Raw genomic sequence first — 24,998 nt, 5'->3', positions numbered from 1 at the left:
ACGACATGGCGACCCGAAAGGCGGCAGCGCGCACGGCGGCCAAGCCCGCGGCAAAGAAAAAGCCCAAACGCGTGACGCAAGCGTCCGCCCCGGCGCCGGAAGATCCGCCCGCGAAGGCCCGCAAGCGCCGCAAACAGGATGACGCCCCGGCCGCGCGGCTATTTGAGCGGTCCGCCAAGCCCGATGCCTTCGACGCGCGCGACATCCTGTTCCGGCCCAACATTTCCGTCACGCCCAAGGCAGAGATGATTCCCGTGATGGGACTGACAGTGAAGCACCAGGGCGAAACGTCGGCCTGCACCGGCTTTGCGCTGTCCACGGTGGTCGAATACCTGTTGCGCAAGTCCGAGCGCGACTCGCGCCCTGCCATTTCGCCCTACATGCTGTATTCCATGGCCCGGCGCTATGACGAGTTTCCGGGATCGGTCGACGACAGCGGCTCCAGCCTGCGCGGCGCGTTGAAGGGCTGGTTCCGGCACGGCGCCTGCGCGCAGGGCCTGTTTCCCACCATCGACATGCCGCCGGCGGCCAAGCGCCCCGAAGACGACTGGTGGCTGGACGCCGTGAAGCGGCCGCTGGGCGCCTACTACCGGATCGACACGCGCAGCATCGTGGAAATGCACGCCGCGCTGAACGAGGTCGGCATCCTGTACGCCAGCGCGGGCTGCCACGACGGCTGGGACGACGGCCACGGCGTCACGCCGCACGACGACGAGCCCACGCCCGTCACCCGGCCGTTCTGGGTCATTCCGGCCACCGGCCAGGACATGGCGATGCAGGGCCACGCCTTCGTCATCGTCGGCTACACGCAGGACGGCTTTCTGATCCAGAACTCGTGGGGCGAGGAATGGGGCACGCACGGCATGGCCGTGCTGACCTATGACGACTGGCTGCGCAACGCAATGGACTGCTGGGTCGTGCAACTGGGCGTGGTCACGCACGAGCACGAGCGGATCGCCAACAGCATCAGCCTGCGCACGGAGGGTCAAAAGGTGACGCTGGCGGCGGGCAAGGTGCTGCGCGACCGCGAGCTCACGCCCTTCATCGTCAACGTCGGCAACAACGGCAAGCTCAGCAATAGCGGGGCCTTTCGCACCACACAGGACGACCTGCGCGCCATCGTGGACGTGCACATGGGCGCCGCGCGCGAACGCTGGAATCTGAAGGACAAGCCGATGGATGTCTGCGTCTACGCGCACGGCGGCCTGGTCGGCGAGAACGACGCGGCCGAAGCCGCCGCCGAATGGATTCCGCTGCTGTATGACAACCAGATCTTCCCCGTCTTCCTGATGTGGGAAACGGACTTCATCAGCACCGTGAAGAACATCATCCGCGACGCGGCGAGCAATGTGCCGCGCACCACCGGCGGCATCGGCGAGCGGCTGGAACGCTGGTGGAACCAGCGGCTTGAGCGTTGGCTGGCGCGCCCCGGCACGGTGATCTGGGGCGAGATGAAGCAGAACGCCGAAGCCATGAGCGAGCCGGCCATCAACGGCGGCGAAGAGGCCGCGATGATCCTGCTGTACAAGCATTTCAAGACGCACGTCGCACGTGGCCGCGTGCGGCTGCACATCGTGGGCCATTCGGCGGGCGCCATCGTCGCCAGCCACTTCGTCAAGCGCCTGACCGCCGACGGCGGGGAACTGGAATCGCTGAGCCTGATGGCGCCCGCCGTCACGATGAAGACCTTCCAGGACCTGGTCGTGCCGCACCTGGGCAGCCGCGTGAAGCGCTATCAGCAATTCCATCTGTCGGATCGCGCCGAAGAGGATGACCCGACCTGCGGACCGTACCGGCGCTCGCTGCTGTACCTGGTCAGCGAATCGTTCGAAGGCGGCACCACCACGCCGCTGCTGGGCATGGAACGCTACTTTCGCGAGGCCGCCATTCCGTGCGATGCGGTCCACGTCTCGCCGGCCGGCAGCCCGTCCGCCACCGCCCGCGTGGCGCCGGTGGCGTCCAGCACACACGGCGGATTCGACAACGACAAGGGCACGCAACAGCAGGTCATCGCGTTCATCAAACGGTGACGGCAGGTGAAGAGGTCTTGTCATGACAGAGATGGAACCCTATCGCGACGCCCCGGCGCTTCCCCGGGACGCGGCGCTGCGCGAGTTTTCCCTGTTTGGCGAGCCCGCGGAGGTTGCCCGCGTGCTGTCCCAGGTCGGCGTGCCTTGCCTCGTGCTGGCCGCCACCGGCGAGATCGTGGCTGCCAGCAGCGTCCTGCCGCTGGCGCGCGATGCGCTCGTCGGCCGCCACGTCAGCCAGGTCTACGGCCTTGCCAAACCGCTGCGCATGGGCGACGGCGCCGTCGACGTCGTGTATCGGCGCCCCGGCGGCGCGCGCATGCCCGCGCAGCTCATCCCGCTGTGCACGCTGGACAGCGGCGAACTCATCGTGCTGGTCAATGACGGCTCGCCGTTCCGCGACGCCGAGGCCCACCGGTTCGAGCGCACGCCCTACGCGGTGTTCCGGCTGGACATTCACGGCGTGATCCGTTTTGCCAACCCCGAAGCGGCGCGCACGCTGGGCCTGCCGCGCGACGCGCTGTGCGGCACCCGGCTGGCGGCGCATTTCCGGCCGTCCGACGGCGGACCGGTGCAGCGCGCCATCCTGCGCTGCATCGAGGACACGGAAGGCGATGCCATGGTCGCCGTGACCATCGCCATTCCCGTCCCGGACGACGCCGACCGGCAGTTCGAGCTGGTCATGACGCCCGATCCCGCGCCGAACGGCCAGTTGCTGGGCGTGATTGCCGTCATCCAGTCGCGCACGCTGGAATCCGCCCGCGACGAGATCCGGCGCATCGCGCTGGACCCGGCAATTGGCGGCTGGCGCGCCAAGCTGGACCGCATCCTGGAGCAGATTCGGCGTCTTATCCCGTTCGAACACGCGGTGTTCGGCATCTATGGCAACGACGTGTCGCTGTTTCGCGCGATCGCGGTGCGCCCGGAAGGCGTGGAGCTTTGGCCCGCGCGCTGGATGGACCTGCCGCCCACGATACGTGCGTTCCTGGATTCCGGGCGAACGTGGGTCGACGAGATCGGCGCGTTCGTCCGGGAGAACATGCCCGAGCCCGGCAACGAGGTCGTGCGCTGCTACCAGGACCTGGGCATCGAGGCCTCGGTCACGCTGCCCGTAACACGCGCGGACGGCTACAGCTCGGCGCTCAGCCTGTGCTCGCGGCAGCCGGGCGCGTATGGCGAGCGGCATCTGGAAATGCTGCGCACCCTGGACCTTGAACCCGTGCTGATGCGCTTTGAAAAGGAACGTGACGACGAGCGCGCCGAGTTCGCGGATTCCCTGCGGCGCAAGGTGATGGCCGCTGCGTCGCTGCGCCAGGCGGCCGACGAGATCATCGTCCAGCTCGCACAGCATTTCTCGTGGGACCACGTGGCGCTGTACCGCGTCAACCGCCAGGAGAACCGGTTCGAAGTCGTCACGCAGCACAGCCTGGCGCCAGCCTACGCGCTGCCGCCCGGTTATCAGCAACCCGCCGACAAGGGCATGCTGGGCGCGACGCTGGCGCAGGGGTGCCTGCTGGCGGTGGACGACATCGGCAACCCCATCTACGCGCAGCACGGCTATGGCGGCCCGAAACGGCCGCTGCGCTCGGCCATGACCGTCCCCATCCATCTGAACGGCCGGATACGGTGGCTGCTGGACGTGGAGTCCTCGGTGTCGCATGCGTTCAAGGGCCCGGATATCGACGACCTGATGCAGATCATCGCGTCGCTGGAAGAAGGCCTGGCCCAGCATCTGCTCAGCCAGACCAAGCAAAGCCTGATGGCGGAAACCGAGCAGGCGGTGGTGTTTGTGGGACGCGAGGGCGCCGTCATCGAGATGAACCGCGTGGCGACCGACATGCTGGGCGCGGAACCGCGGCGCGGACGCAGCCAGACCGAATCGCCGTCGATCACCGACTACGCTATCGCGGGCGACGAAGCGACGCTGGGCGTTTTGACCTCCACCTTCACCGTCAAGCGCGAGCGCATCGAGCTGCTGGACAGCACCGGCCAGCCGCGCTCCGTGCTGGCCACGCGGACCGACCTGGATCCCAGTCTGGACATGTCGATCTGGTTCTTCACCGACATCGCGGATCTGGGCTGGGCGCGCGACCTGCGTTATCTGCGCGAGACCGTGGCCGAAGTGGCCCGGCAGACACGCACCTCGTTGTCGCTGGCGTGCAGCCTGACGTCGCAGACCGTGCTGCTGCACGACGACGCCCGCCAGGGCACGCCGGCGGACGTCGTTGCGGCGCAGGCGCAGGATCTGAGCCAACGCATCGTGGCCGAGATCGGCAAGGCCGACATTACGTTCGAGCGGCTGGCCGGCGCCAGCGAATCGCGGCGGCGCACGCGCGCCATGCATAGCGACGTGGAACTGGGCGCGCGCCTGCAGGAGGTGGTGACCGCCTTGCCCGCGCGCGATCAGCGCCGGATCGCGTTCACGAACCACTCGCCCTCGCGCGACGGTCCGACCGTGTCGGGCGATGCGCAGGCGCTGTCCGCGGCCTTCCGGTCGATGATCGATTACCTGCTGCGCTGTCGCAACGCGGACGACGCCCGCGTCACGATCGACCTGGACACCGGGCCGGACGGCTGCGAGATCCGCTTTGGCCTGAGCGAGGAGCAGGTGTGGGAGTCCGACCCGCCGGTGCACGCCGTGCCCGACGACGCGCTGCTCAACGCCGAACGCGCGGCGCACGACGGCGCCAGCATCGCCATCACGCAGATCCAGGAAACGGTGATCGACCACGGCGGCGCGCTTGTCACCGACCCGCCGCTATCGGATGCGCCGCCGCAGGCCTACGAGTCCGTCACGCCGCCGTGGCGCGCGTTCACGCTGATCCTGCCGCTGCGGGCCGGCTAGGCCATCGGGATCATGGAATCGCCATCATGGAACAAGACGCCGCCGGACCGAATTTCATTCTGCTGGCCAGCATGAACGACGAGCACGAGGACGACTGGGCCAACAACCTTGCCCAGTTGCATCGCCTTGTGCAGCAGTACCCCGCGATTGCGCCGTTCGTCGGCGCGGAGCTGCGCCGCCGCACGTCGCTCGAAAGCGCCAAGACGCAGCTCGAATCGTGGGACATGTCCACACCCCGCATCGAACCCCGGCTCGTCATCATCGACGCCCGGCTCGGCTCCACGGCCAGCAAACGCGGCAAGCCCGGCGCGGCAGCCGTGGAACTGCTGGAATGGATCGCCGCGCGCTCGTCGGTCCCGCTGCTGGTGCTGGCGGTCGACCCGCCCGAACTGGTGCAGCGCTATGTGCTGGAACGTCCACAGGTCTTCATGTGGACCAACGATGCCAAGACCAACGTCAACAGCGGCGCGGAAGTCGCCACCGTGCTCACCTGCCTGACGCCGCTTGCGCCCAAGCGCCGGCGGCGGCTGATCATTCGCGTGGGCGAGCATTCGATCACCTACCGCATCCAGATGGGACGCCACGAGTATTCGTCGCAGGACATGCCGTACAAGGAGCGCGACCGCATCTCCGCGCTGGTGGGCCGTATCGAGACCTTCAGTCCCTATCTGGGCGAAACCAAGGCGCCGCAATGGCTGAAAGACCTGAGCGGCGTGGGCGAGGATGTCTTCAGCGCCATGGTGACCCACAGCCTGGGCGCCCCGGTCGCCAAGCTGATCCAGCGGGCGCGCGACGAGGAAGTGTCGCCGGGCGCAGGGGCCTTCGCGGGTCTGGACCTGCGCTTTGAATTCAACCTGGCCAGCCAGGAGGTGTCGCGCCTGTTCAACCTGCCCTTCGAGATGGGCCGCGAGTTCGGCGCCGACAGCGGGCGTTACCTGTGTTTGGAACTGCCGATGGCGCGGCGCCTGCATCTGGACGGCACGGCGCCCGCGCCGCGCTGGGAGCCGGACGCGCGCACGCCCGGCCAGCCGGTGCGGATGCTGTTCATGGACGCCAGTTCGGTGTTTGGCACCGTCACCTTCCGGCGCGAGGACGGCGGGCCCGCGCTGCCGGCGATGGAGTTCGGGCCGCTGCAATCCGTGGCCAAGGAGCGCGAGCACCTTGCGGAACTGGCCGCGCGCGCGCCGGGGCACCTGATCATCGACCACGTGCGTGCCGCCGATGAAGCGGGGCTCGTGGGTGCGGACCTGCAGCGCCGCATCGAAGAGCGTCTGCGGACGGGCAACTACGACATCTTCCACTTTGCCGGCCATTCGGTATCCGAAGGCGAAAGCACGATGCTGGTGCTGCCCGGCGAGGACGGCGAGGCCTGGCAATTGTCGATCCGGCTGATCGGGCAGTGGATGGAGGCGGGCAAGTGCAAGCTGCTGGTGCTGTCTTCGTGCAGCGGCGCGTCGGTGCGCACCGCGCTGGAGGTCATGCGCGCGGGCGCGGCCGGCGTGCTGGCCTTTCGCTGGCAGGTCGAGGAAGAATCCTGCGCCCGCTACATCCAGCGCTTTTACGACGTGTACCTGGATGCGACGCAGCCCAAGGACCTGGCGGAGGCCTACCGCTATGCGTGCAAGGCCGCGCAGGGCGACGCGGGCGACCTGCCGACGTGGGCATCGGCAATGGCCATCGTGCGCGACTGAGCGGGCAGCGGTCCCGCGGCACAAGGAGCTGACATGGACGGAATATTCGGCATGCTGCGCGGCATCGGCGGCAAGGCGGCTGGCGGCGACGGCGCGGGCGCGCTGCTGCCGACCGTGCCTGCGGGACGCAACTTCTACGCGGAGATCGAGCCGCCCGGCGGCACGCCCGCGCTGGCTGCGGGCATGGACGGCGCCGCCTTCGTGCCCGGCCAGTGCTACTTCAGCGTCCGGCTGGTCGAAATGCGCCTGTGCGACGCGGGCAACTATCTCAGCCAGTTCCTGCCGCTGTGCACGTTCTTCTTGCGCTACGGCGCTGACGGCACGCGGCGCGAGATTCCCTACATCGTCGGCTACGACCTCATCCAGCAGGCGCTGGGCGAGGCGGCGCCCGACGCCGGGGTGCGCCGTGTCGCCTTTCGGGATGTCTATGTTGCGCGCAACGTCCCGTACGCCAGCGATGGACTGGAGATGTACGCGGCGCTGTGCCGTTTCGCCGACAACAGCCTGTCGCGCGGCATCCTGGATTTCGTGTCCACCGCGGTCACGATGCTGGGCGGCCCGGTCGGCGGGGCGATCGTCAAGACAGGCGAAAGCCTGCTCACGCCGCTTGCCAAACTGTTCGGCACCGACGGCGTCAGCGTGCGCTTTGGCGTCTACGATGGCGACGCATTGCGGCGCAGCGGCTACCGCGTCCTGGCGGGCGCGGATTCGCAGGACAAGCTGTCGGGGTTGCAACTCGTCGATGGCGTGCTGCACCGCCAGAACGGCGCAGGCAAACCGGAGCCGGTCAACGACGTCGACTATCTGGTCCTGGCCTTTGAGCAGCGCGCGACGCTGGGCGCGGACATGTTCGCCGCGGCCACCACGCTGCCGTTCCATCATCTGTGGAAGGACGTCTCCAAGGCGCTGATCGGCAACGACGCCACGGCCGCCAGCGCCGCGTACCAGTCCCTGCTGATCGCGGTGGCGGAATCGCCGCTGCTCATCGACGCGGACCGCTTCGCGCTGCTGACGGCCTATGCCGCGCAGCGCGGCGCGTGGGAAGCCGCCAGCGAGCGGTCGGGCCTGCGAACCCGCAGCGGCGGCAAAAGTCTGGCCACTGCGATGACGGACCGCGTCAACGCGCGGGGCAAGGCCGACCCGGTGGCAGAGCTGCTGAAGGCGGCCAAAAAACACATCACGCCGCCGCCCGTCCCAACAGAAGAAACCGGACCCAAGGTGCTGGACGACGACGCTGTCGCGCAGACGGTGTCGAACCTGACGAAAACACTCGGCGAGAAAGGTGGCGCGCAGACGCCCGGCGCCCTGTCGCGCGCCACCCGGGAGCTGCTTTCCATCATGCTGAGCGATCCGGCATAGCGCAACGCCAGAATCAGCGCAGTTCCAGCGTCGCCCCGATCACGCGCATCGTCGGCATGAGCTGGCGCCAGGCATCCTTGGGCATCGTGGCTGGCCGCGTGAGTTGCGCGGCCGCCGGGTTGTCCAGCAGGTTGCCCTTGCAGGCGAACACGATGCTGTTGGTCATGTCGTCGTCGACCACCTCGAACATCGACGAGCCGAACGCGTCGCGCACGCGGTCCAGGTATTCGTGATGCATGGGGTGGTTGACGTGGAAGTTGATCACCAGGATGCCGTCGTCGCGCAGGGCGCGATGGCAGTCGGCGTAGAAGCCGGCGGAACACAGGGCATCCGGAATGCCGCCGGCCACGAATCCGTCCAGCAGGATTACATCGGCGGCGTCCGTCAGCCCGGCAAGATGCTGCGCCGCATCGGCCTGGATGACCTGAAAGCGCGCGCTGTCCGGCGGCACCATGAAGGCGTCGCGCAGCGCGATGACGGCGGGATCGATTTCCACCACCGTAACGCGCGCCCCCGTCAGATAACGGTGGCAGAACTTGGGCAGCGATCCGCCGCCCAGGCCCACCATCAGGATGTCCGCCGGCTCCGGCTTGAACAGCACGAAGCCCATCATCATCCGCGTGTATTCGATTTCGAGCGCATCCGGATTCAGCAGCGACATGCTGCTCTGGATCTCCTGCTGCGTGAAATGCAGGGTGCGCCGGGTGCCGGCATTCTGGATGAAGGGCCGGTGGGGGGCCGCCGGCCCGTCGGAAACGGGCGAATCGGCGGGAACGGGTACGTCGGACATGGGCGCAGGGTGCAAAGCGAAAGATTCGCAGAAGATACCACTGCCACGCCCCCCCGCGGCCCGCGCCGCGGGATCGGCGTGTCAAACAGGCCGGCGCTCCGAGACGTGCCGCCGCCTCAGACCAGCATCACCGGACAGGGCGAGTGCGCCAGGATCCGCCCGCTGACCGAGCCGCGGATGGCGTTGATCAGCGGGCTGTGATGATGCGAGCCGATCACGATCGCCCCGGCATCGATCTGCTTTGCATACTCGACAATTTTCTCCGGCGTGAAGCCGACAAGCTCGTGGCATTCGTGGCCGACGTTGGCGGCGGTCAGGATGCCGACCACCGATTGCATCGCCTTGCCGCTTTCCTCGTGGTGCCACGCGTCGATGTCCGCCTTGCCGATGAAGGACTTCACGTCACCCGCCACATCGGGCTCGCAGTGCACCACGTGCACGACGAAATCGCGGTTCAGCAAGGGACTTTCCACCAGAAATCGGGCCGCCGCATCGCTGTGCAGCGAGCCGTCGGTGGCAAGAATGATCGTGTTCATGGCAGACCTCCGGTTCATGACTTCCTGGCTTCGTTGCGCGCGGGCTTGTGCGCGCCCCTTCCGGGCATCACCCAGCTTGCGCCCACCGACGCCAGCAGGATCACGCCCACCACCCCAAGCGACCAGTGCACCGGCACGTGGACCCATTGTTCGGCAAGCATCTTGCCGCCAATGATGACCAGCACCGACGCAAGGCCATACTTGAGATAGTGAAACCGCGCCACCATGTCCGCCAGCAGGAAATACAGCGCCCGCAGGCCCATGATGGCAAAAATGTTGGATGTGAAGACGATGAACGGATCGGTCGTCACGGCAAAGATGGCGGGGATGCTGTCCACGGCAAACACCACGTCCGTCGCTTCGATGACAATCAGCACCACGAACATCGGCGTCGCGTAGCGCAACCCGTCGATGCGTACGAAGAACGACTGGCCGTGATAGTCCTTGGTGATCCGCATGGTGGATCGCAGAAAGCGCACCAGCGGATTGCGGGCGATGTCGGGCTGGCGGCCCGCGGTGAACAGCATCTTCAGCCCGGTGAAGATCAGGAAGGCGCCCAGCACATAGAACAGCCACGCGAACTGGGACAGCAGCCACACGCCGGCCAGGATCATGCTGATCCGCATGACGATGGCGCCGAGCACGCCGTACAGCAGCACGCGCCGCTGCAATTCCAGCGGCACGGCGAAGTACGTGAAGATCAGCGAGAAGACGAACATGTTGTCCACGGAGAGGGACAGTTCGATGAGGTAGCCGGTGTAGAACTCCAGCGCCTTCTGATGCGCGACCGCCCGGCCCAGGGTGGCGTCCAGATACCACCACATCAGGCCGCCGAACAGCGTGGCAAGCGTTATCCACGCGCCCACCCAGCAGAGCGCCTCGCGCGAGGACACGCGGTGGGCGCGGCGTCCGCCGAACGCATAGAGGTCGAGCGCCAGCACGATCAGCACGAATCCCACGAACCCCGCCCACATCGGCAGCGTGGCAAAGGTTTCGACCCGGTTCATGAGAGGCGCCTCCTTCCATCGCGCCGCGTGCGCCACGCAATGGGAAAACAGGTACTGCAATCGCACGAGGCCAGTCTAGTGCGGGGCGATTCCTCCAACAATCCGCATTATGATGACCCGATAGTCAGATTTTTTGGATTGATCAGCCATGGTCACTCTCAACTACAAGCATCTGCGCTATTTCTGGACGGTCGCGAAGGCGGGCAGCATCGCCCGCGCGGCACAGCAGCTTCAGCGCACGCCGCAATCGATCAGCGGCCAGATCCAGGAGCTGGAATCCACACTCGGCACGGAACTGTTCCGGCGCGCGGGGCGCGGTCTGGAACTGACCGATGTCGGCCGCCATGCGCTGCTGTATGCGGATCGCATTTTCACGATGGGCGACGAACTGCTGGACGACCTGCGCGAGCGTCCGGCGCAGCGTGCGCTGGAGTTCAAGGTGGGTGTGGCGGAGGGGATGCCCAAGGCCATGGTGTATCGGATGATCGAGCCGGCATTGCATCTGGACCAGGACGTGCGGCTGATCTGCCGCGAAGGACGGTTGCCTTATTTGCTGGCGGATCTGGCGGTGCATCGCTTCGATATGGTGATCGCGGATCGGCCGATGCCGAACAATCTGAATGTGCGGGGGTTCAGCCATTTGCTGGGGGAATGCGGGCTGACGTTCTTTGGATCGCCGCCGTTGCTGGACAGTCTGACGGGGACGTTTCCGGCGCTGCTGGACCAGGCGCCGTTCCTCTTGCCGGGCGAAGACGCCGCGATCCGGCCGCGGCTGTTGCAATGGTTCGATGAGCATGACATCCGGCCGCGTATCGTGGGCGAATTCGACGATAGTGCGCTGATGAATTCTTTCGGGCAGACGGGAACGGGGCTGTTTGTTGCGCCGACGGCGACGGCGGCCTATCTGTGCAAGCAGTATCGGGTGCGTGTGATCGGGCACGCGGCGGACGTGAAGGAGCAGTTCTACGCGATCACGACCGACCAGCGGCTGGAGCATCCGGCGGTGGTGGCGTTGAGCCGTGCGGCGCGGGAGGATATTTTTGGGGCGGTGACGTAACGGCGGCGCGCGAAGGCTGGCGCACCGCTGTGTGCGGCTGATTACAGGAACGACTTCGCGTGTTTGAGGACCTGATCGCAGGCCTTGCGAGTGAGTTCCTCTTTCAGTCCGCCGCCGCTCAGGTCGACCGATTTGCCGTCGCTGCCGTTTAGCAGGCCTTGCAGGCCGGCTAGGTATCCGGAATCCGATTTGGCTTTCTGCGTTGAGCCGGCGCCGACCTTGCCCATCAGTTTGTCTTTCAGGGCCTGGGCATCGCCGCCGGCCAGGTAGTTGTTTTTCATGCAGAACTCGAGCACGCCGGCTGCGTTGCCGGCTGAGGCGGGGGTAAGCGAAGAGAGCGGCAGGCTGTTGCCTAGGCCTTGCAGGATGCCGCCTTGGGTTGTACCGCTTTGGGTTGAGCTGCCTTGGCTCTCCATCTGTCCCTTTACGGCATCGAGCCACTGGGCGCTGGCGGCGCCTGCGTAGCACTGCGCCGCGATGAGGGCTGCGGCGACGGCTAGGTGGCGGAAAGGGATCTTCATGACTTGCTCCTGGTGCGGTGGTGAGTGCGGCCATCGTAGCGGCGCGGTGGCGCGGATCGGCGTGCGGGCGGGGCGGGTAATGCGACAAATGATGAGCATGGGCATACCGTGCGCCGTGGGACCGTAGCAATTGCATTCGTAACGTCACGGGTTTGATACCGGTGTTAGGGGTGAGGATGTTGAACGTCGGACGGGCGTGTGGGGGCTTTGCGGTTGGTGATCCTGTTGCCACGAGGATCTTCGTAGGTCGCCCGACGCCGCGGTCACCGGGGAGGCGATCGCCCACGATTGCGGTCCGGAGCCTTCGCTCCGGACTTGCCTAGGCGGCCCCCCCCGTCGTCATCGTCGTTGTCGCCTCCGGCGACTGCCTTCCGATTCCCTCGGGCGCATCGACGGCGCTCGCCTCCCCGGTGACCACGACGCCGTGCTGCCAGGGTCTTTGGTATGGGCGCTACAAGACCTGTGTTCAGGGCAGGAAATCTGCGGGGCCGCCGGGTTGCTGCCGCCCGGACGGCGGCAACCCGGCATCGGGTTCGTGGGGCGTCGTGGCGGTGTGCGCTGCGCGCTGGCGGGGTGGCGCGCTTCGATCAGGTGCCTGACGCCCGCGAAGAGTATCTGCTGCGTTTGGCTACGCTACTATTTCGCACTGTCCCCGGGAGGCGGCTGGCGTAGCGCCGCCGCATTCTTGACGTGTCCCGTGCCATCTACTTCGTGAGAATCCTTGATGTCTTCCGTCGAACCCCAAGATGTCTTCGTCCCCGCCGCCGGCGGCCAGCTTTTCGTGCGGCGCTGGACGCCCGCTGCGTCCGGTTCGTCTCCCGACAACGGCGTGCCGATCGTGCTGATGCACGACTCTCTTGGATGCGTGGAGTTGTGGCGCGACTTTCCGGAGCGGTTGGCGGGCGCAACGGGCCGCGAGGTCATTGCCTACGACCGGCTGGGGTTCGGCCGGTCCGATCCGTACAAGGGCACGCTGGGCGTGGACTTTGTGGTGCGCGAGGCTATCGAGGGATTTCGCGCCGTGCGCGAGGCGCTTGAACTGGAAGAGTTCGCGGCGTTCGGGCACAGCGTGGGCGGGGGGATGGCGATTGCCAGCGCTGCGGCTTATCCGCAGTCTTGCCGCGCGCTGATTACCGAGTCGGCGCAGGTTTATGCCGAGGAACGCACGTTGGAAGGGATCCGCCAGGCGCGCGAGTCTTTCGCGCAGCCGGGACAGCTGGACCGCCTGAAGAAGTATCACGGCGAGAAGGCGGCCTGGGTGCTGAGCGCGTGGATCGACACGTGGCTGTCGCCAGACTTCGCGGACTGGACGCTGGATCCGCAGTTGGCGCAGGTGAAGTGTCCGGCGCTGGCGCTGCATGGCGACAACGATGAATACGGGTCCACGGTGCACGCCGAGCGCATTGCGCAATTGGCGGGCGCGCGGCCGGTTATCTTCGAGAACTGCGGCCATGTGCCGCACCGCGAGATGCCCGAGCAGGTGCTTGCGACGGTGTCGGACTGGCTGCCGCGCGCCGGCTGAGCGGCGCGTGGTGTCGCGGTGTGATGCGGTGTGACGCGTTTCTGCGCTACAGGCGCGTGACGCGGAGCACGGCGTCGGCAAACGCTTTGGGCGCCTCTTGCGGGAGGTTGTGGCCGATGCCGGTGCCGACGTCGATGTGCTGGTATTTGCCGGTGAACTGGCCGGCGTAGGCGGCGGGTGGCGGATGCGGGGCGCCGTTGGCGTCGCCTTCCATCGTGATGGTCGGTATGCCGATCTTGGGCAGCTGCGCAAGGCGCGTCTCGAGCGCGTCGTATTGCGCTTCGCCCTGCGCCAGCCCCAGACGCCAGCGGTAGTTGTGCACGACGATCTCGACGTGGTCGGGGTTGTTGAAGGCGCGTGCGGATCGCGCAAACGTTGCGTCGTCAAAGCGCCATTGGGGCGAGGCCAGTTGCCAGATCAGCTTGTTGAAGCTGTCGACGTTGGCGGCGTAGCCGGCGGCGCCGCGCTCGGTGGCGAAGTAGAACTGGTACCACCATTGCAGTTCGGCCTGCGGCGGCAGCGGTTTGCGGTTGCCTTCCTGGCTGCCGATGAGGTAGCCGCTGACGGACACCAGCGCTTCGCAGCGCTCAGGCCACAGCGCGGCCATGATGCAGGCGGTGCGCGCGCCCCAGTCGAAGCCGGCGACGACGGCCTTGCGGATCTTGAGGGCGTCCATCAGCGCAATCATGTCGACGGCGACGACGGCCTGTTCGCCGTTGCGCGGGGTGTCGGGCGACACGATCCGGGTGGTGCCGTAGCCGCGCAGATGGGGCACGATGACGCGGTAACCGGCGGCGGTCAGGCGCGGCACGACGTCGATGAAGCTGTGGATGTCATAGGGCCAGCCGTGCAGCAGGATGGCGACGGGGCCGTCGGCGGGGCCGGCGTCCACGTAGCCCACGTCGAGCGTGCCGGCGCGGATCTGCCGGATGTTGTTGAACGTGGGGACGAGGCCTTGCGGGGCTTGCGCCACGGACTTGGCGATCGCGTTGCCGCCGAGCGCGAGGCCCAGCAGGCTGGCGCCCGCCAGCGAAGAAGTGGTACCCAGCAGGCGGCGCCGCTGGACGTTTACCGGTTCCGACATGGTGATGCTCCAGAAAGTCGTGTTGAAGGGGACATGACTGCTGGACGTCACTGTGGCGCAGGCCGCCGGGCGTTGGGTGTCGGCATGTACGCGCCGCGCGGGCGGATACACAAGGACATAAAAAAGCTGAAGGACGGGCCCTGGAAGGGCTGGAGGCGGCCTGGCTGCACCTTTACTATCACTGCTAGCCGGCACACCCGCCTGCCGGGGATGAATCCGCATGAGCACTCGATCTGCTGCAACGATGTCCTCCCCCCGCTCGCGCCGCGTGCTGCCGTGGACGGTGGTGATCCTGGTGGCGCTGGGCCTGGCGCTCTACGGGCCGATTCCGCAGCTCGAGCACTATCACGACTTTGCGGACAAGCGCTCGTGGCTGGGCATTCCCAACGCAGGCGATGTGCTGTCCAACCTGGGTTTTGCGGTGGTCGGGTGGTATGGCCTGGCGCTGGTGCTGCACTCGCGCCGGCACCCTGCGCTCGATGCGATCCGGCCTGGCTACACGGTGTTTTTCCTTGCGCTCTTGCTGACCGCGTTCGGGTCCGGCTGGTATCACCTGGTGCCGGACAACGCACGGCTGATCTGGGACCGCCTGCCCATTGCGCTGCTGTGCGCCGGCATCCTGTCCGCCGTGTGGCGCGAAACCGTGGGCGACGGCCGCTGGGTCGATGTGCTGTGGACCACGCTGGCGGTGGGCAGCGTGGCGTGGTGGTGGTACACCGATCACACGTCGACGGGCGATCTGCGTCCGTACCTTTTCGTGCAGTTCATGCCGCTGGTGCTGGTGCCGCTGCTGCAATGGCGCAACGGCACACCCATGCGGGAACGGCTGTACTTTGGCGCGGCGATCGGGTTCTACGTGCTGGCCAAGGCTGCCGAGCTGCTCGACCATCAGATTTACGACACGTTCACGTTCCTCAGCGGCCACACGCTCAAGCACCTGTTTTCGATGGTGGCGGGGCTGATGGTGACGCTGAACTTCGCGCATCGCAAGCGCGAGGCGGATGCAACCGTCCGCCCGTACCCGCCGGCCTGAACCGTTAGCGCTTGCAGCGCGATCCACGCTGTCGTCTGATACGCCCCAATATCCGGCTGACGATGTCGCTGGACCGGCATACGGACTAAAGCAAAAAAGGTAGGCCACGCACCGTCACGGTGGCCTACCAAGGCCGACATCGTTGCAGCCTGCGCATTGCAGGCCGCGCATTGCAGCCCTTTCGTTGCAGCCCAATTACTTCGGCATCAGCACGGTGTCGATGACGTGGATAACGCCGTTATCCGCCACCACGTCCGTCTTCACGACCTTCGCGTTATCCACCATGACCGTCCCGCCATTGACCGTCACCGTCAGCGGGCTGCCTTGAACGGTCTTCACCTGGCCTGCCTTCACGTCCTTGGCCATGACCTTGCCCGGCACGACGTGATAGGTCAGGACCTTGGTCAGCGCCGCCTTGTCCTTCAACAGCGCGTCGAGCTTGTCCTTCGGCACCTTGGCGAAAGCCTCATCGGTCGGCGCAAACACGGTGAACGGCCCCGGGCCCTTCAGCGTGTCCACCAATCCGGCGGCCTGCACGGCGGTCACCAGGGTGTTGAACGACCCCGCGGATTTGGCGGTGTCGACGATGTCGGCGGCCTGCGCCGTGCCCAGCGCCAGGGTGAGCGAAATACCTGCCAGAAGACGTTTCATGATTGACTCCTTGTCCCGTGAACATCCGCGAAAAGCGGGGTTTGCGCAAAGCGGCGTTGAGATCGAAAGTGAACCGCTTGAGGAGAAAATTTACGCGTCGGACGGCTTCTCGTCCATGTTTTGAACCGCTACTATTCAAACTTATCGGTTCAATATCGGGTCAACTAAAACCATGGAATCCAAGCAACCGGATGACGGCCGCATCACCTACCGCAGCGGCGTGGCGGCGCGGCTGGCGGGACTGTCGCCCGAAACCCTGCGCGTCTGGGAACGCCGCTACAACCTGTCGGGCGCGGAACGCTCGGCGCGTGGCCAGCGGCTCTATTCCGCCGAGCAGGTGCGACGGCTCAGCCTGCTCAAGCAGCTGGTCGATCAAGGTCACGCCATCGGCGTGCTTGCACCCATGTCCGTGGATCAGTTGCAGGAACTGGCGGGCGCCGCCGCGCACCAGCCCAAGGCGCACGGGCCGTTGAGGCTGGGCGTGGTCGGCGCCAACCTGGCGCGGCGCATTGCCGGCAGCGGACGCGATGGCCTGGACGTGATCGTCCAACATAGCTGGCCCCACCTTGAACAGGTCGCGCTCACGCCGCAGGACACCGGCGTCGAGGTTCTGGTGATCGAACAGTCCGAGTTGCACGAGAGCGCCTTGCCGCTGATCGTGGCCGCTGCGCAAGCATGCGGCCAAGCGGCCGTCGTGGTGCTGTACCGGTTCTGCGCCAGCGCGACCATCCGCGCGTTGCGCGCGCACGGCTGCCTGGCCGCCCGCGTTCCCGCCGACACCGGCGAGCTGCTGCAGTTGTGCCGGTCCGCGCTGGCGGGCGAGCGGCTGCCGACCGCACCGCAGCATCCGACGCTGGAGCTGCGCTTTGACGAGCATGCGCTCCTGACCATCATGGCTTCCGGTAGCGGCCTTGCCTGCGAATGCCCGAAGCACCTGGCCGACCTGTTGCTGATGGTGGGCAGCTTTGAACGCTATAGCGTCCAGTGCGCGTCCCGCAACGAAGACGACGCGCAACTGCACAGCGAACTCGGACGCGCAGCCGGGCAGGCACGCGCCATCCTGGAGGTTGCGATGGAACGCCTGGCCAGAGCCGAAGGGCTGCCGTTGCCCGCCGGGATGCCGAAGACGGAAACCCAAAAGAAAACGCGCTGAGGGCAGGGCCGTAACACCCTGCCCTCAGCGCGTCGCGCATGCAAAGGAACGAACCCGGATTCCAGCCCGTTGCCGTTCAGGCATCGGCATTGAACCGGCCGCGCTCCCTGCACCTTAGAAGCGCGTCATCAGCTTGAACATGCCCGACTGCTGGCGATTGCCGCCGCCAAACTGCGCGTCGTACGCCACGCCAGCCGTCGTGTTGCGCGTGATCGCCACTTCTGCGCCCAGGCCCAGCACGGCCGCGTTCTGCGCAATGGGAACGCCCGACACCGTGAAGGTGCTGCCGCCCTCGAAAGCCAGCTTCTGCGTGGGTTTGACATCGCCCATCGCATGGCGCCAGCCCACCGTTGCCGTCAGGCGGCCCGGCGCGTCATCCGTGCCGATCAGCATGGCGCCGCGCAAGCCCAGCGTGGTGCTCGTCACATCGTCCTTGCTGCCCTCGCCGCGCAGGGCCGCGCTGCCGCCCGTTTCCTGGAAATCGCGCGTGCGGACCTGGTTCCATGCCACGCCGGCAAAGGGTTCGATGGCGTAGGCGTCGCCCAGCGGCAGCTTGTAGCCCAGTTCCGTGAACACCTGCGTCGACGACGCGTTATACGACGACTCGAGGCGCTGGTTCAGGCTGCCGGCCGCAATATTGCGCTTGGAATCGATCTCGTGCCAGGTGTAGGCCGCGCCCACCATGAAGCGCACATGTCCGGGACCGGCTTCGAAATTCTTGCCGCCGAAGACCGTGGCCGTGTAGCTGTCCACGCTCATGCGCGACGACACGTCGGAGATCGAGTTGTGGCTGCCGGTGTACCCGACCGCGCCGCCCAGACGCCAACCGCCGCCCACGTCGCCGTCGCCGCCGACAAAGAGACCGCCCGCGGACTGATGCACGGTGGATGCATTGCCGTCGCCACGGAAGGTGCTCCAGTTGCCGAAGGCCTGCGCCCAGATCGGCGATGCGCCGCTTTGCGGCAAGGCGTCGGACGACGACGCGCCCAGCTGCGCCGTCGGCCGGCCCGCGCGCATCGGCGCGTCGAGGTTGCCGCGCAGATGCGACAGCGGCAGGGTGGTCACCGCGTCGCCCTGGGCCTGCAGCACGCTGCCGGTGCTGGCGTACGCTTCGCCGGACAGTTGCTTCAGGGCCGCGCGCGCTTGCGCGGGAGACATGGCCAGCACGGCCGCCGTCACCTGGCTTGCACCCGTCGTCTTGCCTGCGCTATTGCCGCTGGCGATCAGCGACGAGTCGGCGCCGGGCGTGACGGGCGTGGTGACGACCGGGGCGGATTCATTGCCGTTGCCGGTGCCTGTCGCCGCCGAGCCACTGCCCGTCGTTGCGGAACCGTTGCCGGTCGATGCCGAGCCGTTGCCCGTCGATGCCGAGCCGTTCCCCGTCGATGCCGAGCCATCGCCCGTCGATGCGGATCCGTTGCCCGCCGATGCCGAGCCATCGCCCGTCGATGCGGATCCGTTGCCCGCCGATGCGGATCCGTTGCCCGCCGATACAGAGCCGTCGCCCGCCGACGCCGAGCCATTGCCCGTCGATGCGGAACCATTGCCCGCCGAGGCCGACCCATTGCCGCTCGCAGGCGGCGCTTCCTGATCCAGCGCACCGCCCACGTTCGTTTCGTTCTCCGAACCGCCCACGCTGCCGATCGGCACGTCGTTACGCGAGAGCGTCATGAAAGCATTCTTCGCGTCATAGCTGAGCGACGGCGTCAGGAACGCGTAGTTGCTCGACACGCCCGTGAACCGGCCTTGAATGCCGCCGTCCGCGGTCAGGATGTTGTACGTCGTGCGCGGCGCGTAGTTGCCATTGGGCCCCACATGCGCGACCGTGCCGTCCAGCGTGGCGACGCCGGTCACATGGATGCGGTCGCTCAGCGTGCTGGTCGGATCGGCGTGCACGCGATAGATCGTGTCCTGGCCGAAGTTGAGATTGCCGTTGACCGTCAGCGTGCCCATCGGCGTGCCGTCGTTACCCGGCGAAATCACCGCCGTCGGGTACAGCGTCGTGCTGCCGACTTGGCCGACGCCTGCCAGCACCACCTCGCGGCCGATGTCCATCGGGCCGTTCAGCTTGCCGTTGATCTCCAGCGCGCCGTCGGCGATGAAGATGGGGCCCGTCAGGTTGCTGCTGTCGCCGTTCAGGATGATCGAGCCGACGCCCGTCTTCACAAAGCCTTCCGTGCCTTGCAGCGGGTTGTCGATGATGTCGACGAACTGGCCCGCCGCATACGTGCCGTCGCCGACGACGATGACGGGCGGGTTGCCGCCCGTGCCCGCCAGCGTGATCGGCGCGCCTTGCAGGCGATAGCGATCCGTGGCGAACTGCAAGCCCGACGCACGCACCGGACCGGCGCTGCCGTCCACGGTGACCGTGCCCGCCGCGCCCGTGAAGATCGCGTAGCCGCCGCTGGGCAGGGCGCCCGTGGCGTTGGTCGGGCTGCTCCAGTTGCCGCTCGCCGCGGTCCACGTGCCGCTGCCGCCGCCCGCAGTGGCCGCGGAGGCCGCGCCATTGCCGTTCCACAGATTGGTGGTGCTGGGACCCAGGACCAGGTTGATGTGCTTGTCGCCCGTCAACGTCTGGATCGTCGCGGCCGGCGCCGAGTCGCCGGAGACCGTGCCCAGCGTCAGGCCGCCACTCAACGTGCCGCCGTACGACATGATGCGGTAAAAGCCCGCGTTGACCCCGTGCGTGCTGACCTTCACGTTCAGCGTCGCGTTGTTCAGGGCAACGTTGCCGCCCACCTTGATGTTGTCGCCCGTGCCGGGTTGCGTGATGGGCAGTCCGGCGTAGCCGGTTTCGAAATCAAAGACGCCGTTGTTGATCGACAGATTGCCGTTCACCACGAGATTGCCGTTGGAGACGCCCGTCGGCGTGTCCACCCAGTATCCCGGCGCAACGCGGGAATCTCCCGTCACGTTCAAGTCGCCACCAATCGACCCGAAACCCGCCACCGTGCCGTTCGACATGGCATTGACGTTGCCGCCGATCGCCACGCCCGCACCGCCGCCATTGCCGCCGATAACCGCCGTGCCGCCGTTGACATCAATGCCGCCGGGAAAGTTGGCCGACCCGTCAAACACCTGCGTATTACCTGACCCGATGGTCAGATCCGCAGCGGTGACGTTCCCCACGTAGGACGCGCTCAGGGCGAGCGTCGCCGTCAGCCACTTCTTTGTGCCGTATGCCAAAACTTCAATCCTCCGGATTAATCGAGCTTCCTTTCACACATTGCCGATATGTTTAAAAAGTATCGGCAAGTAATAATGCAGCCGGCGTGAATCTAGGGTCAGCTCTCGAAAAAAGGAGGCACTGTATAACGGTTCTTTTTACGTCCCCGTTAATAAACGGGGTTATAACCCGTTAATTATCAAAATAGGTCTACGGCATACGACCGATATTTGTAGAAACCACGACGGACGGGTTATCCAAAGTATTTATATTCGTTGATTGGATACCATCTCTGCGCGGCATAACGTTTGATCTGGATACCATCCTTCGTCCTGCCTGTGCCAATTACCGGAACGCGATTCACATACGTTTCGGAAACAAAATGACACGACGGATCGGTCGACCATTACTTTTTTGATTAATCCGGCCGGCGCTGCGTGCCCAAGCTAAAAATGCGTTTCAGTCGGCTGATTAATGCCGCTGGTGAAGAAGCTGTACGGATTCTCACGGTTCTGGAGCCGCATTCAGGACACCGCGTGGCAACGCCGTGCCCCGCCATCAAGCGTTCCACGGACCGCTTCAGTCCACCATTTCGCTGCTCAAGCTGCCGGATCCGCTGCAAGTCGTCCCGGCTTTGGACGGCTCGCAGATAAGCGCGCAGCCCGTCGAACGGTGGCCGTGTCTCACTGCGGCAGTCGGGCGTATCCATGTTCTCTCCACCCGCCTATTCCGCGGGTGAGGCGGCGGCCCCGGCGTCCGGCAGCGGAAACGTCACGCTTAAGCACACGCCACGCCCCTCGGCGCCGTCTTCCAACGTGACGCGCGCATTGTGCGAGCGGGCGATCCTTGCCACCAGGGCCAGCCCCAATCCGCTGCCGTGGCTTGGCGCACCGGGCCCGCGGTAGAAGGGGTCGAAGATGCGCTCGCGCAGCGGCCGTGCGATGCCCGGGCCGTTGTCCGACACCGCCAACGTGACGCTGTCGGCCGCCCGCTCCACCGCTACCCGGATCGAACTGCCGTCGCCGCTGTACCGGCCTGCGTTGTCCAGCAGGTTGCGCACCAGGATGCCCAGCGCGTCGACCTGACCCAGGATCTGGCCCGGGACGGCATCCACGGTGAGCTGCTGGCCGCGATGGACAAACGACGCCTGCATGTCCCGCAGGACAAAGCCCACGACGGAAGCGAGATTCACGGGTTCGAGCACGATGTCGTTCCTGTCGGTGCGCGCCAGGTCCAGCAGCTGCTCGACGATGCGCGCGCTGCGGCGGGTCGTCTCGGCGATCTTCTGCATCAGCATCTTCGCTTTGACGGGATCGTTGACCCGATATGCCGTGTCCGCGTACACGGCCAGCACCGCCAACGGCGTGCGCAGCTCGTGGGCGGCGTCGCCGATGAATCGCCGCTCGTTCTCGACGAGCGTCAGCACCCGCCGCTGCCGCTCGTTGATGGCGCGTATCAGGGGTCCCACTTCGGCGGGCACCGCGCGTTCGTCAACCGTCACGCCGTCGGTCACGCTGGCCTGCGCGATCTCCCGGCCGGCGCGGCCAAGCTTGCGCGTCGAACGGCAGACCACGAACATCGTGACGCTGCCGATCCCCGCAAACATCAGCAGCGTGATGATCGAGCCCAACTCGAAGCGGTCGGCAAGCCCCGCGTAGAACGCGCGCGTCGGCGTCGCGGCAACGATCTCGAAGCGGGCCGTCTCGTCCAGTCCCGCATAAACGCGCCAGGTGTCGCCGCCGAAGAGGACGCACGAGAACCCGATGGAATCGACCTGCGCCATCTGCGTGCGCGGCGCGTCCGTCGACGCCAGCACCAGCCGGTTCGTCACGCGGTCCCAGACCTGGATCTCGGTCTTGCCGATGGACTGGCGCAACAGGAAGGGGGGCACCGGCAGGTCGCGGGTGATGTCCTGCGTCACCGGCACCATCGCCAGAAAGAACGCAACGCTGTCGACTACCGCCCTCAGCTCATGATCGCGCGCCCCGGACTCGGTCCGCGTCAGGCTGTTCCAGTACAGACCGAACTGCACCAGCCAAGACACCAGCAGCGCGCTGAAGATGCCCAGCAGAATCTGCGCCCGCATCGAATTCGTGACCCGGCGCATCAGCTGCTGTCCCGGGCGAGGCGATAGCCTTGGCCGTGCACGTTCTCGATGGCGTCCTTGCCCAGCTTGCGCCGCAGGGCGTGAATGAACACGGCGATCGTATTGCTTTCGCCGGGCCGGTCGGCGCCGTAGAGATGCGCGCGCAGTTCTTCGGTGGACACCAGCCGGTCGGGATGCCTGAGCAGCATCTCCAGCGTGCGGAACTCCTGCTCGGACAGGCGCGTCGGTGCCTCGTCGACAAAGGCCTCGCGGCGCCCCGGGTCCAGCTTCACATGACGCCAGGCCAGCACCTTGTCGCCCGCCACGCCGCTGCGCCGGAGCAGCGCGCGCATGCGTGCAAAGAGCTCTGTGGGCTCGAACGGCTTGATGACGTAATCGTCGGCGCCCAGATCCAGCCCCTTGATGCGGTCGCTCAAGGCATCCCGCGCGGTGATCAGGATCACCGGCACCGCGTCGCCACGCCGGCGCAGAAAGCGCAGCACGTCCAGCCCCGACCCGCGATGCAGACCGATATCGAGCAGCACGATCGTGAAGGCATGCTCCAGAAGCAGCACCTTGGCGGCGTCGACTTCCTGCACCAGCGTCACCGCAAAGTCCAGCTCCTCGAGGGCCAGCGTCAGTGCGTCCGCGAACATCGCGTCGTCCTCGACCAACAGCACCCGCATGTCAGTTCCCCTGTGTGGGCGTTGGCAGCCTCTGCGCGGCGCGGCGGGCTTGCCGCGCATGCCGCATCATAAAGGTCTGCCGCCGGCTCAGGCGTGCCCGGGCGCGGCCAGCGCCAGCGGCTCGTAGCGCGCGCCCGGATGCGCTGCAGTGGTTCGCCGTTCCGTCTTGAAGCGCGCCACGGCCTGCAGCAGCTCCTTCGCCTGCGTGGCCATTGCGCCTGCCGCCGCGGCCGATTCCTCGACCAGCGCGGCGTTCTGCTGCGTCATCGTGTCCATCTGCGACACCGCCACGTTCACCTGTTCGATGCCGCTGGTCTGCTCCGCCGAGGCCGAGGCGATTTCCACCGTCACCTCTTTCAGGCGCGCCACCGCGTCCAGCACCTTCTGCATCTGGTCGCCCGCCGTGGCCGCCAGCGACTCGCCGCCTTGCACCGCGCGCTTGGAATTCTCGATCAGGCCCTTGATCTCTTTTGCTGCCGTCGCGCTGCGTTGCGCCAGCGCGCGCACTTCGGTGGCCACCACTGCGAAGCCGCGGCCCTGTTCGCCGGCCCGCGCGGCTTCCACCGCCGCATTCAGCGCAAGAATGTTCGTCTGGAACGCGATGCTGTCGATCACCGAGACGATCTCGCCGACGCGCTCGGCATCGGTCGAGATCGCACCGATCGCGTCCACCACCTGGCCCACCACGTGGCCCGCCTCAACCGTGAGCTGGCTGCAATCCACGGCGAGACTGCTGCCGCTGGCCGCGTTGTCCTGGTTCATCCGCACGGTCGAGGTCATTTCCTCGATGCTGGCGGCCGTTTCCTCCAGCGACGCGGCCTGTTCCTCGGTACGCTGCGACAGGTCGGCGTTGCCTTCTGCAATCTGGGCGGACGCCGTCGAGATGGACTCCGCCGCGCTGATGATGGTCCCCACCGTCGTCGCCAGTTGCATGCGCATCGTCTCCAGCGAATACATCAGGCTCGACCTGTCGCGTCCGTCCAGCGTGAGCGCCGTGGTGAGATCGCCGCTTGCAATGGCGCCCGCCAGCTTCTGCGCATCGGCAGGCTCGCCGCCAAGCTGACGCAGGATGCTGCGCGTGATCAGCCAGGCCGACAGCACACCGGCCAGTACGGCGATCGCCATGATCACGACGATTGCATTGCGCAGGCGCGCTGACGTCTGCGCGGCCTCTGCGGCCGATTCGTCACTGAGTTTGGCTTCCAGGTTGGCTAGCGCCATCAACTGGTCGAGCCAGGCGTCCTGCTTGGCGCGCAGCTCTTCACGCAGAATCCGGGCGGCTTCCTGCGCATTGTTCTGCCGTCCCGCTTCAAGGGCGCGCATGTAGATGGGCGTCGCTTCCTGCTGCGCACGCTGCGCGGCGGCCAGCAGATCGGTCTCGGCGGGCAGCGTCCCTTCGTCCTCGGCAAACATCTTTGCAAGCTGTTCGCTGGCTTGGCGATAGCGCGTCGCCATGTCTTCCGATCGGCTGATCTCATTTGCCACGGCTTGCGGGTCCGTGTACAGCACGATGTTGCGCACCACGATGGCCCGGCCCTGCACCAGCTCGCGCATCTGCAACGCCAGCTTCAACTGCTGGTTGTTCACGTTGACGATGTCGGACATCGACTTGTCCAGCGTCCGCACGGCATACAGGGACAGGCCCCCAAGCACCAGCAGCGCCAGGATAAGCAAGAGGAAACCGATAGCGAGGCGAGACCTCACTTTCATGGTTGCAAGATTCATCATTCGCCTTTGTTGTGATCGGCAACCGGCTCATGACTACTCGCGCTATTGCAGCGCTG

Annotated in this window: 19 protein-coding genes; 9 read left to right on the top strand and 10 right to left on the bottom strand. The window is 66.4% G+C overall.

Translation table 11 applies throughout. The features are described from left to right. The first annotated feature begins 5 nt into the window (after positions 1-5). From AB3147_RS01430 to AB3147_RS01415, 4 genes are read left to right on the top strand one after another with little or no spacing between them, the layout of a single operon-like run. Complete coding sequence (locus AB3147_RS01430; protein ID WP_367351281.1) at positions 6-2,030, top strand: C1 family peptidase; 2,025 nt, start codon at positions 6-8, stop codon at positions 2,028-2,030. A gap of 22 nt (positions 2,031-2,052) precedes the next feature. Next, positions 2,053-4,872, top strand: coding sequence for a PAS domain-containing protein (locus AB3147_RS01425; RefSeq protein ID WP_367351280.1), 2,820 nt, complete (start codon positions 2,053-2,055; stop codon positions 4,870-4,872). Between the two features lie 26 nt (positions 4,873-4,898). Then, positions 4,899-6,563, top strand: coding sequence for a CHAT domain-containing protein (locus tag AB3147_RS01420; protein WP_367351279.1), 1,665 nt, complete (start codon positions 4,899-4,901; stop codon positions 6,561-6,563). Between the two features lie 33 nt (positions 6,564-6,596). Beyond that, positions 6,597-7,922, top strand: coding sequence for a hypothetical protein (locus AB3147_RS01415; protein ID WP_367351278.1), 1,326 nt, complete (start codon positions 6,597-6,599; stop codon positions 7,920-7,922). A 13-nt stretch (positions 7,923-7,935) separates the two neighbouring features. Here AB3147_RS01415 and AB3147_RS01410 read toward each other — a convergent pair whose 3' ends face one another. The 3 genes from AB3147_RS01410 to AB3147_RS01400 all read right to left on the bottom strand — a co-directional run bounded on the left by AB3147_RS01410 (position 7,936) and on the right by AB3147_RS01400 (position 10,255). Further along, positions 7,936-8,712, bottom strand: coding sequence for a fused MFS/spermidine synthase (locus AB3147_RS01410; RefSeq protein ID WP_175185614.1), 777 nt, complete (start codon positions 8,710-8,712; stop codon positions 7,936-7,938). A gap of 116 nt (positions 8,713-8,828) precedes the next feature. After that, positions 8,829-9,248 carry a universal stress protein gene (locus AB3147_RS01405; protein ID WP_175123803.1) on the bottom strand — a complete coding sequence of 140 codons (420 nt, stop codon included), beginning with the start codon at positions 9,246-9,248 and terminating at the stop codon, positions 8,829-8,831. A gap of 14 nt (positions 9,249-9,262) precedes the next feature. Next, a complete protein-coding gene (locus tag AB3147_RS01400; RefSeq protein WP_367351277.1) occupies positions 9,263-10,255 on the bottom strand; it encodes a TerC family protein in 993 nt (330 codons plus the stop codon). Positions 10,256-10,403: 148 nt separating this feature from the next. Here AB3147_RS01400 and nhaR point away from each other — a divergent pair, with 148 nt between their 5' ends. Then, entirely contained in the window at positions 10,404-11,312 is a 909-nt protein-coding gene (nhaR, locus tag AB3147_RS01395) for a transcriptional activator NhaR (RefSeq protein WP_367351276.1), read from the top strand. A 41-nt stretch (positions 11,313-11,353) separates the two neighbouring features. On the opposite strand, the gene AB3147_RS01390 is transcribed toward nhaR, so the two are convergent. Continuing rightward, positions 11,354-11,833 (bottom strand): DUF2501 domain-containing protein, encoded by a 480-nt coding sequence (locus AB3147_RS01390; protein ID WP_367351275.1) that lies wholly within the window; start codon positions 11,831-11,833, stop codon positions 11,354-11,356. Positions 11,834-12,557: 724 nt separating this feature from the next. Here AB3147_RS01390 and AB3147_RS01385 point away from each other — a divergent pair. Continuing rightward, positions 12,558-13,355, top strand: coding sequence for an alpha/beta fold hydrolase (locus AB3147_RS01385; protein WP_343738113.1), 798 nt, complete (start codon positions 12,558-12,560; stop codon positions 13,353-13,355). A gap of 46 nt (positions 13,356-13,401) precedes the next feature. Here the strand turns inward: AB3147_RS01385 and AB3147_RS01380 are convergent, their stop codons facing one another. Further along, positions 13,402-14,439, bottom strand: a complete 1,038-nt coding sequence (locus AB3147_RS01380; protein WP_367351274.1) for an alpha/beta fold hydrolase — start codon at positions 14,437-14,439, stop codon at positions 13,402-13,404. A 220-nt stretch (positions 14,440-14,659) separates the two neighbouring features. Here AB3147_RS01380 and AB3147_RS01375 point away from each other — a divergent pair, with 220 nt between their 5' ends. Then, positions 14,660-15,472, top strand: a complete 813-nt coding sequence (locus AB3147_RS01375; RefSeq protein WP_343738114.1) for a hypothetical protein — start codon at positions 14,660-14,662, stop codon at positions 15,470-15,472. Positions 15,473-15,667: 195 nt separating this feature from the next. Here the strand turns inward: AB3147_RS01375 and AB3147_RS01370 are convergent, their stop codons facing one another. Then, entirely contained in the window at positions 15,668-16,123 is a 456-nt protein-coding gene (locus AB3147_RS01370) for a fasciclin domain-containing protein (protein WP_056565359.1), read from the bottom strand. Between AB3147_RS01370 and AB3147_RS01365 the strand changes: the two genes are divergently transcribed. Both AB3147_RS01365 and AB3147_RS01360 read left to right on the top strand, forming a co-directional pair. Continuing rightward, the gene (locus AB3147_RS01365; protein WP_263597313.1) at positions 16,122-16,247 is read left to right on the top strand and encodes a hypothetical protein; all 126 of its coding nucleotides are present in this window, start codon (positions 16,122-16,124) and stop codon (positions 16,245-16,247) included. The genes AB3147_RS01370 and AB3147_RS01365 overlap by 2 nt on opposite strands. A gap of 48 nt (positions 16,248-16,295) precedes the next feature. After that, positions 16,296-17,276: a MerR family transcriptional regulator gene (locus AB3147_RS01360; RefSeq protein ID WP_367351273.1), complete on the top strand. Its 981-nt coding sequence runs from the start codon at positions 16,296-16,298 to the stop codon at positions 17,274-17,276. A 114-nt stretch (positions 17,277-17,390) separates the two neighbouring features. Here AB3147_RS01360 and AB3147_RS01355 read toward each other — a convergent pair whose 3' ends face one another. The 4 genes from AB3147_RS01355 to AB3147_RS01340 form a co-directional block, all read right to left on the bottom strand. After that, entirely contained in the window at positions 17,391-20,462 is a 3,072-nt protein-coding gene (locus tag AB3147_RS01355) for an autotransporter outer membrane beta-barrel domain-containing protein (protein WP_367351272.1), read from the bottom strand. A gap of 704 nt (positions 20,463-21,166) precedes the next feature. After that, positions 21,167-22,549 (bottom strand): sensor histidine kinase, encoded by a 1,383-nt coding sequence (locus AB3147_RS01350; RefSeq protein WP_367351271.1) that lies wholly within the window; start codon positions 22,547-22,549, stop codon positions 21,167-21,169. Then, complete coding sequence (locus tag AB3147_RS01345; protein WP_279975800.1) at positions 22,549-23,214, bottom strand: response regulator transcription factor; 666 nt, start codon at positions 23,212-23,214, stop codon at positions 22,549-22,551. The genes AB3147_RS01350 and AB3147_RS01345 overlap by 1 nt, the downstream gene beginning before the upstream one ends. A gap of 87 nt (positions 23,215-23,301) precedes the next feature. Next, a complete protein-coding gene (locus AB3147_RS01340) occupies positions 23,302-24,924 on the bottom strand; it encodes a methyl-accepting chemotaxis protein (RefSeq protein ID WP_367351270.1) in 1,623 nt (540 codons plus the stop codon). Between the last annotated feature and the right edge of the window lie 74 nt (positions 24,925-24,998).

The organism is Achromobacter animicus, from assembly GCF_040775605.1.
Taxonomy (GTDB): Bacteria; Pseudomonadota; Gammaproteobacteria; order Burkholderiales; family Burkholderiaceae_B; genus Achromobacter; species Achromobacter animicus.
Note: the sequence above shows the minus strand (reverse complement) of the source record. Positions and strands in the feature narration are given on the sequence as shown.

Coding starts and splice junctions, on each gene's coding strand:
- AB3147_RS01430 (WP_367351281.1), top strand. CDS start 6: ATGGCGACCCGAAAGGCGGCAGCGCGCACGGCGGCCAAGCCCGCGGCA.
- AB3147_RS01425 (WP_367351280.1), top strand. CDS start 2,053: ATGACAGAGATGGAACCCTATCGCGACGCCCCGGCGCTTCCCCGGGAC.
- AB3147_RS01420 (WP_367351279.1), top strand. CDS start 4,899: ATGGAACAAGACGCCGCCGGACCGAATTTCATTCTGCTGGCCAGCATG.
- AB3147_RS01415 (WP_367351278.1), top strand. CDS start 6,597: ATGGACGGAATATTCGGCATGCTGCGCGGCATCGGCGGCAAGGCGGCT.
- AB3147_RS01410 (WP_175185614.1), bottom strand. CDS start 8,712: ATGTCCGACGTACCCGTTCCCGCCGATTCGCCCGTTTCCGACGGGCCG.
- AB3147_RS01405 (WP_175123803.1), bottom strand. CDS start 9,248: ATGAACACGATCATTCTTGCCACCGACGGCTCGCTGCACAGCGATGCG.
- AB3147_RS01400 (WP_367351277.1), bottom strand. CDS start 10,255: ATGAACCGGGTCGAAACCTTTGCCACGCTGCCGATGTGGGCGGGGTTC.
- nhaR (WP_367351276.1), top strand. CDS start 10,404: ATGGTCACTCTCAACTACAAGCATCTGCGCTATTTCTGGACGGTCGCG.
- AB3147_RS01390 (WP_367351275.1), bottom strand. CDS start 11,833: ATGAAGATCCCTTTCCGCCACCTAGCCGTCGCCGCAGCCCTCATCGCG.
- AB3147_RS01385 (WP_343738113.1), top strand. CDS start 12,558: ATGTCTTCCGTCGAACCCCAAGATGTCTTCGTCCCCGCCGCCGGCGGC.
- AB3147_RS01380 (WP_367351274.1), bottom strand. CDS start 14,439: ATGTCGGAACCGGTAAACGTCCAGCGGCGCCGCCTGCTGGGTACCACT.
- AB3147_RS01375 (WP_343738114.1), top strand. CDS start 14,660: ATGAGCACTCGATCTGCTGCAACGATGTCCTCCCCCCGCTCGCGCCGC.
- AB3147_RS01365 (WP_263597313.1), top strand. CDS start 16,122: ATGATTGACTCCTTGTCCCGTGAACATCCGCGAAAAGCGGGGTTTGCG.
- AB3147_RS01370 (WP_056565359.1), bottom strand. CDS start 16,123: ATGAAACGTCTTCTGGCAGGTATTTCGCTCACCCTGGCGCTGGGCACG.
- AB3147_RS01360 (WP_367351273.1), top strand. CDS start 16,296: ATGGAATCCAAGCAACCGGATGACGGCCGCATCACCTACCGCAGCGGC.
- AB3147_RS01350 (WP_367351271.1), bottom strand. CDS start 22,549: ATGCGCCGGGTCACGAATTCGATGCGGGCGCAGATTCTGCTGGGCATC.
- AB3147_RS01345 (WP_279975800.1), bottom strand. CDS start 23,214: ATGCGGGTGCTGTTGGTCGAGGACGACGCGATGTTCGCGGACGCACTG.
- AB3147_RS01340 (WP_367351270.1), bottom strand. CDS start 24,924: ATGAAAGTGAGGTCTCGCCTCGCTATCGGTTTCCTCTTGCTTATCCTG.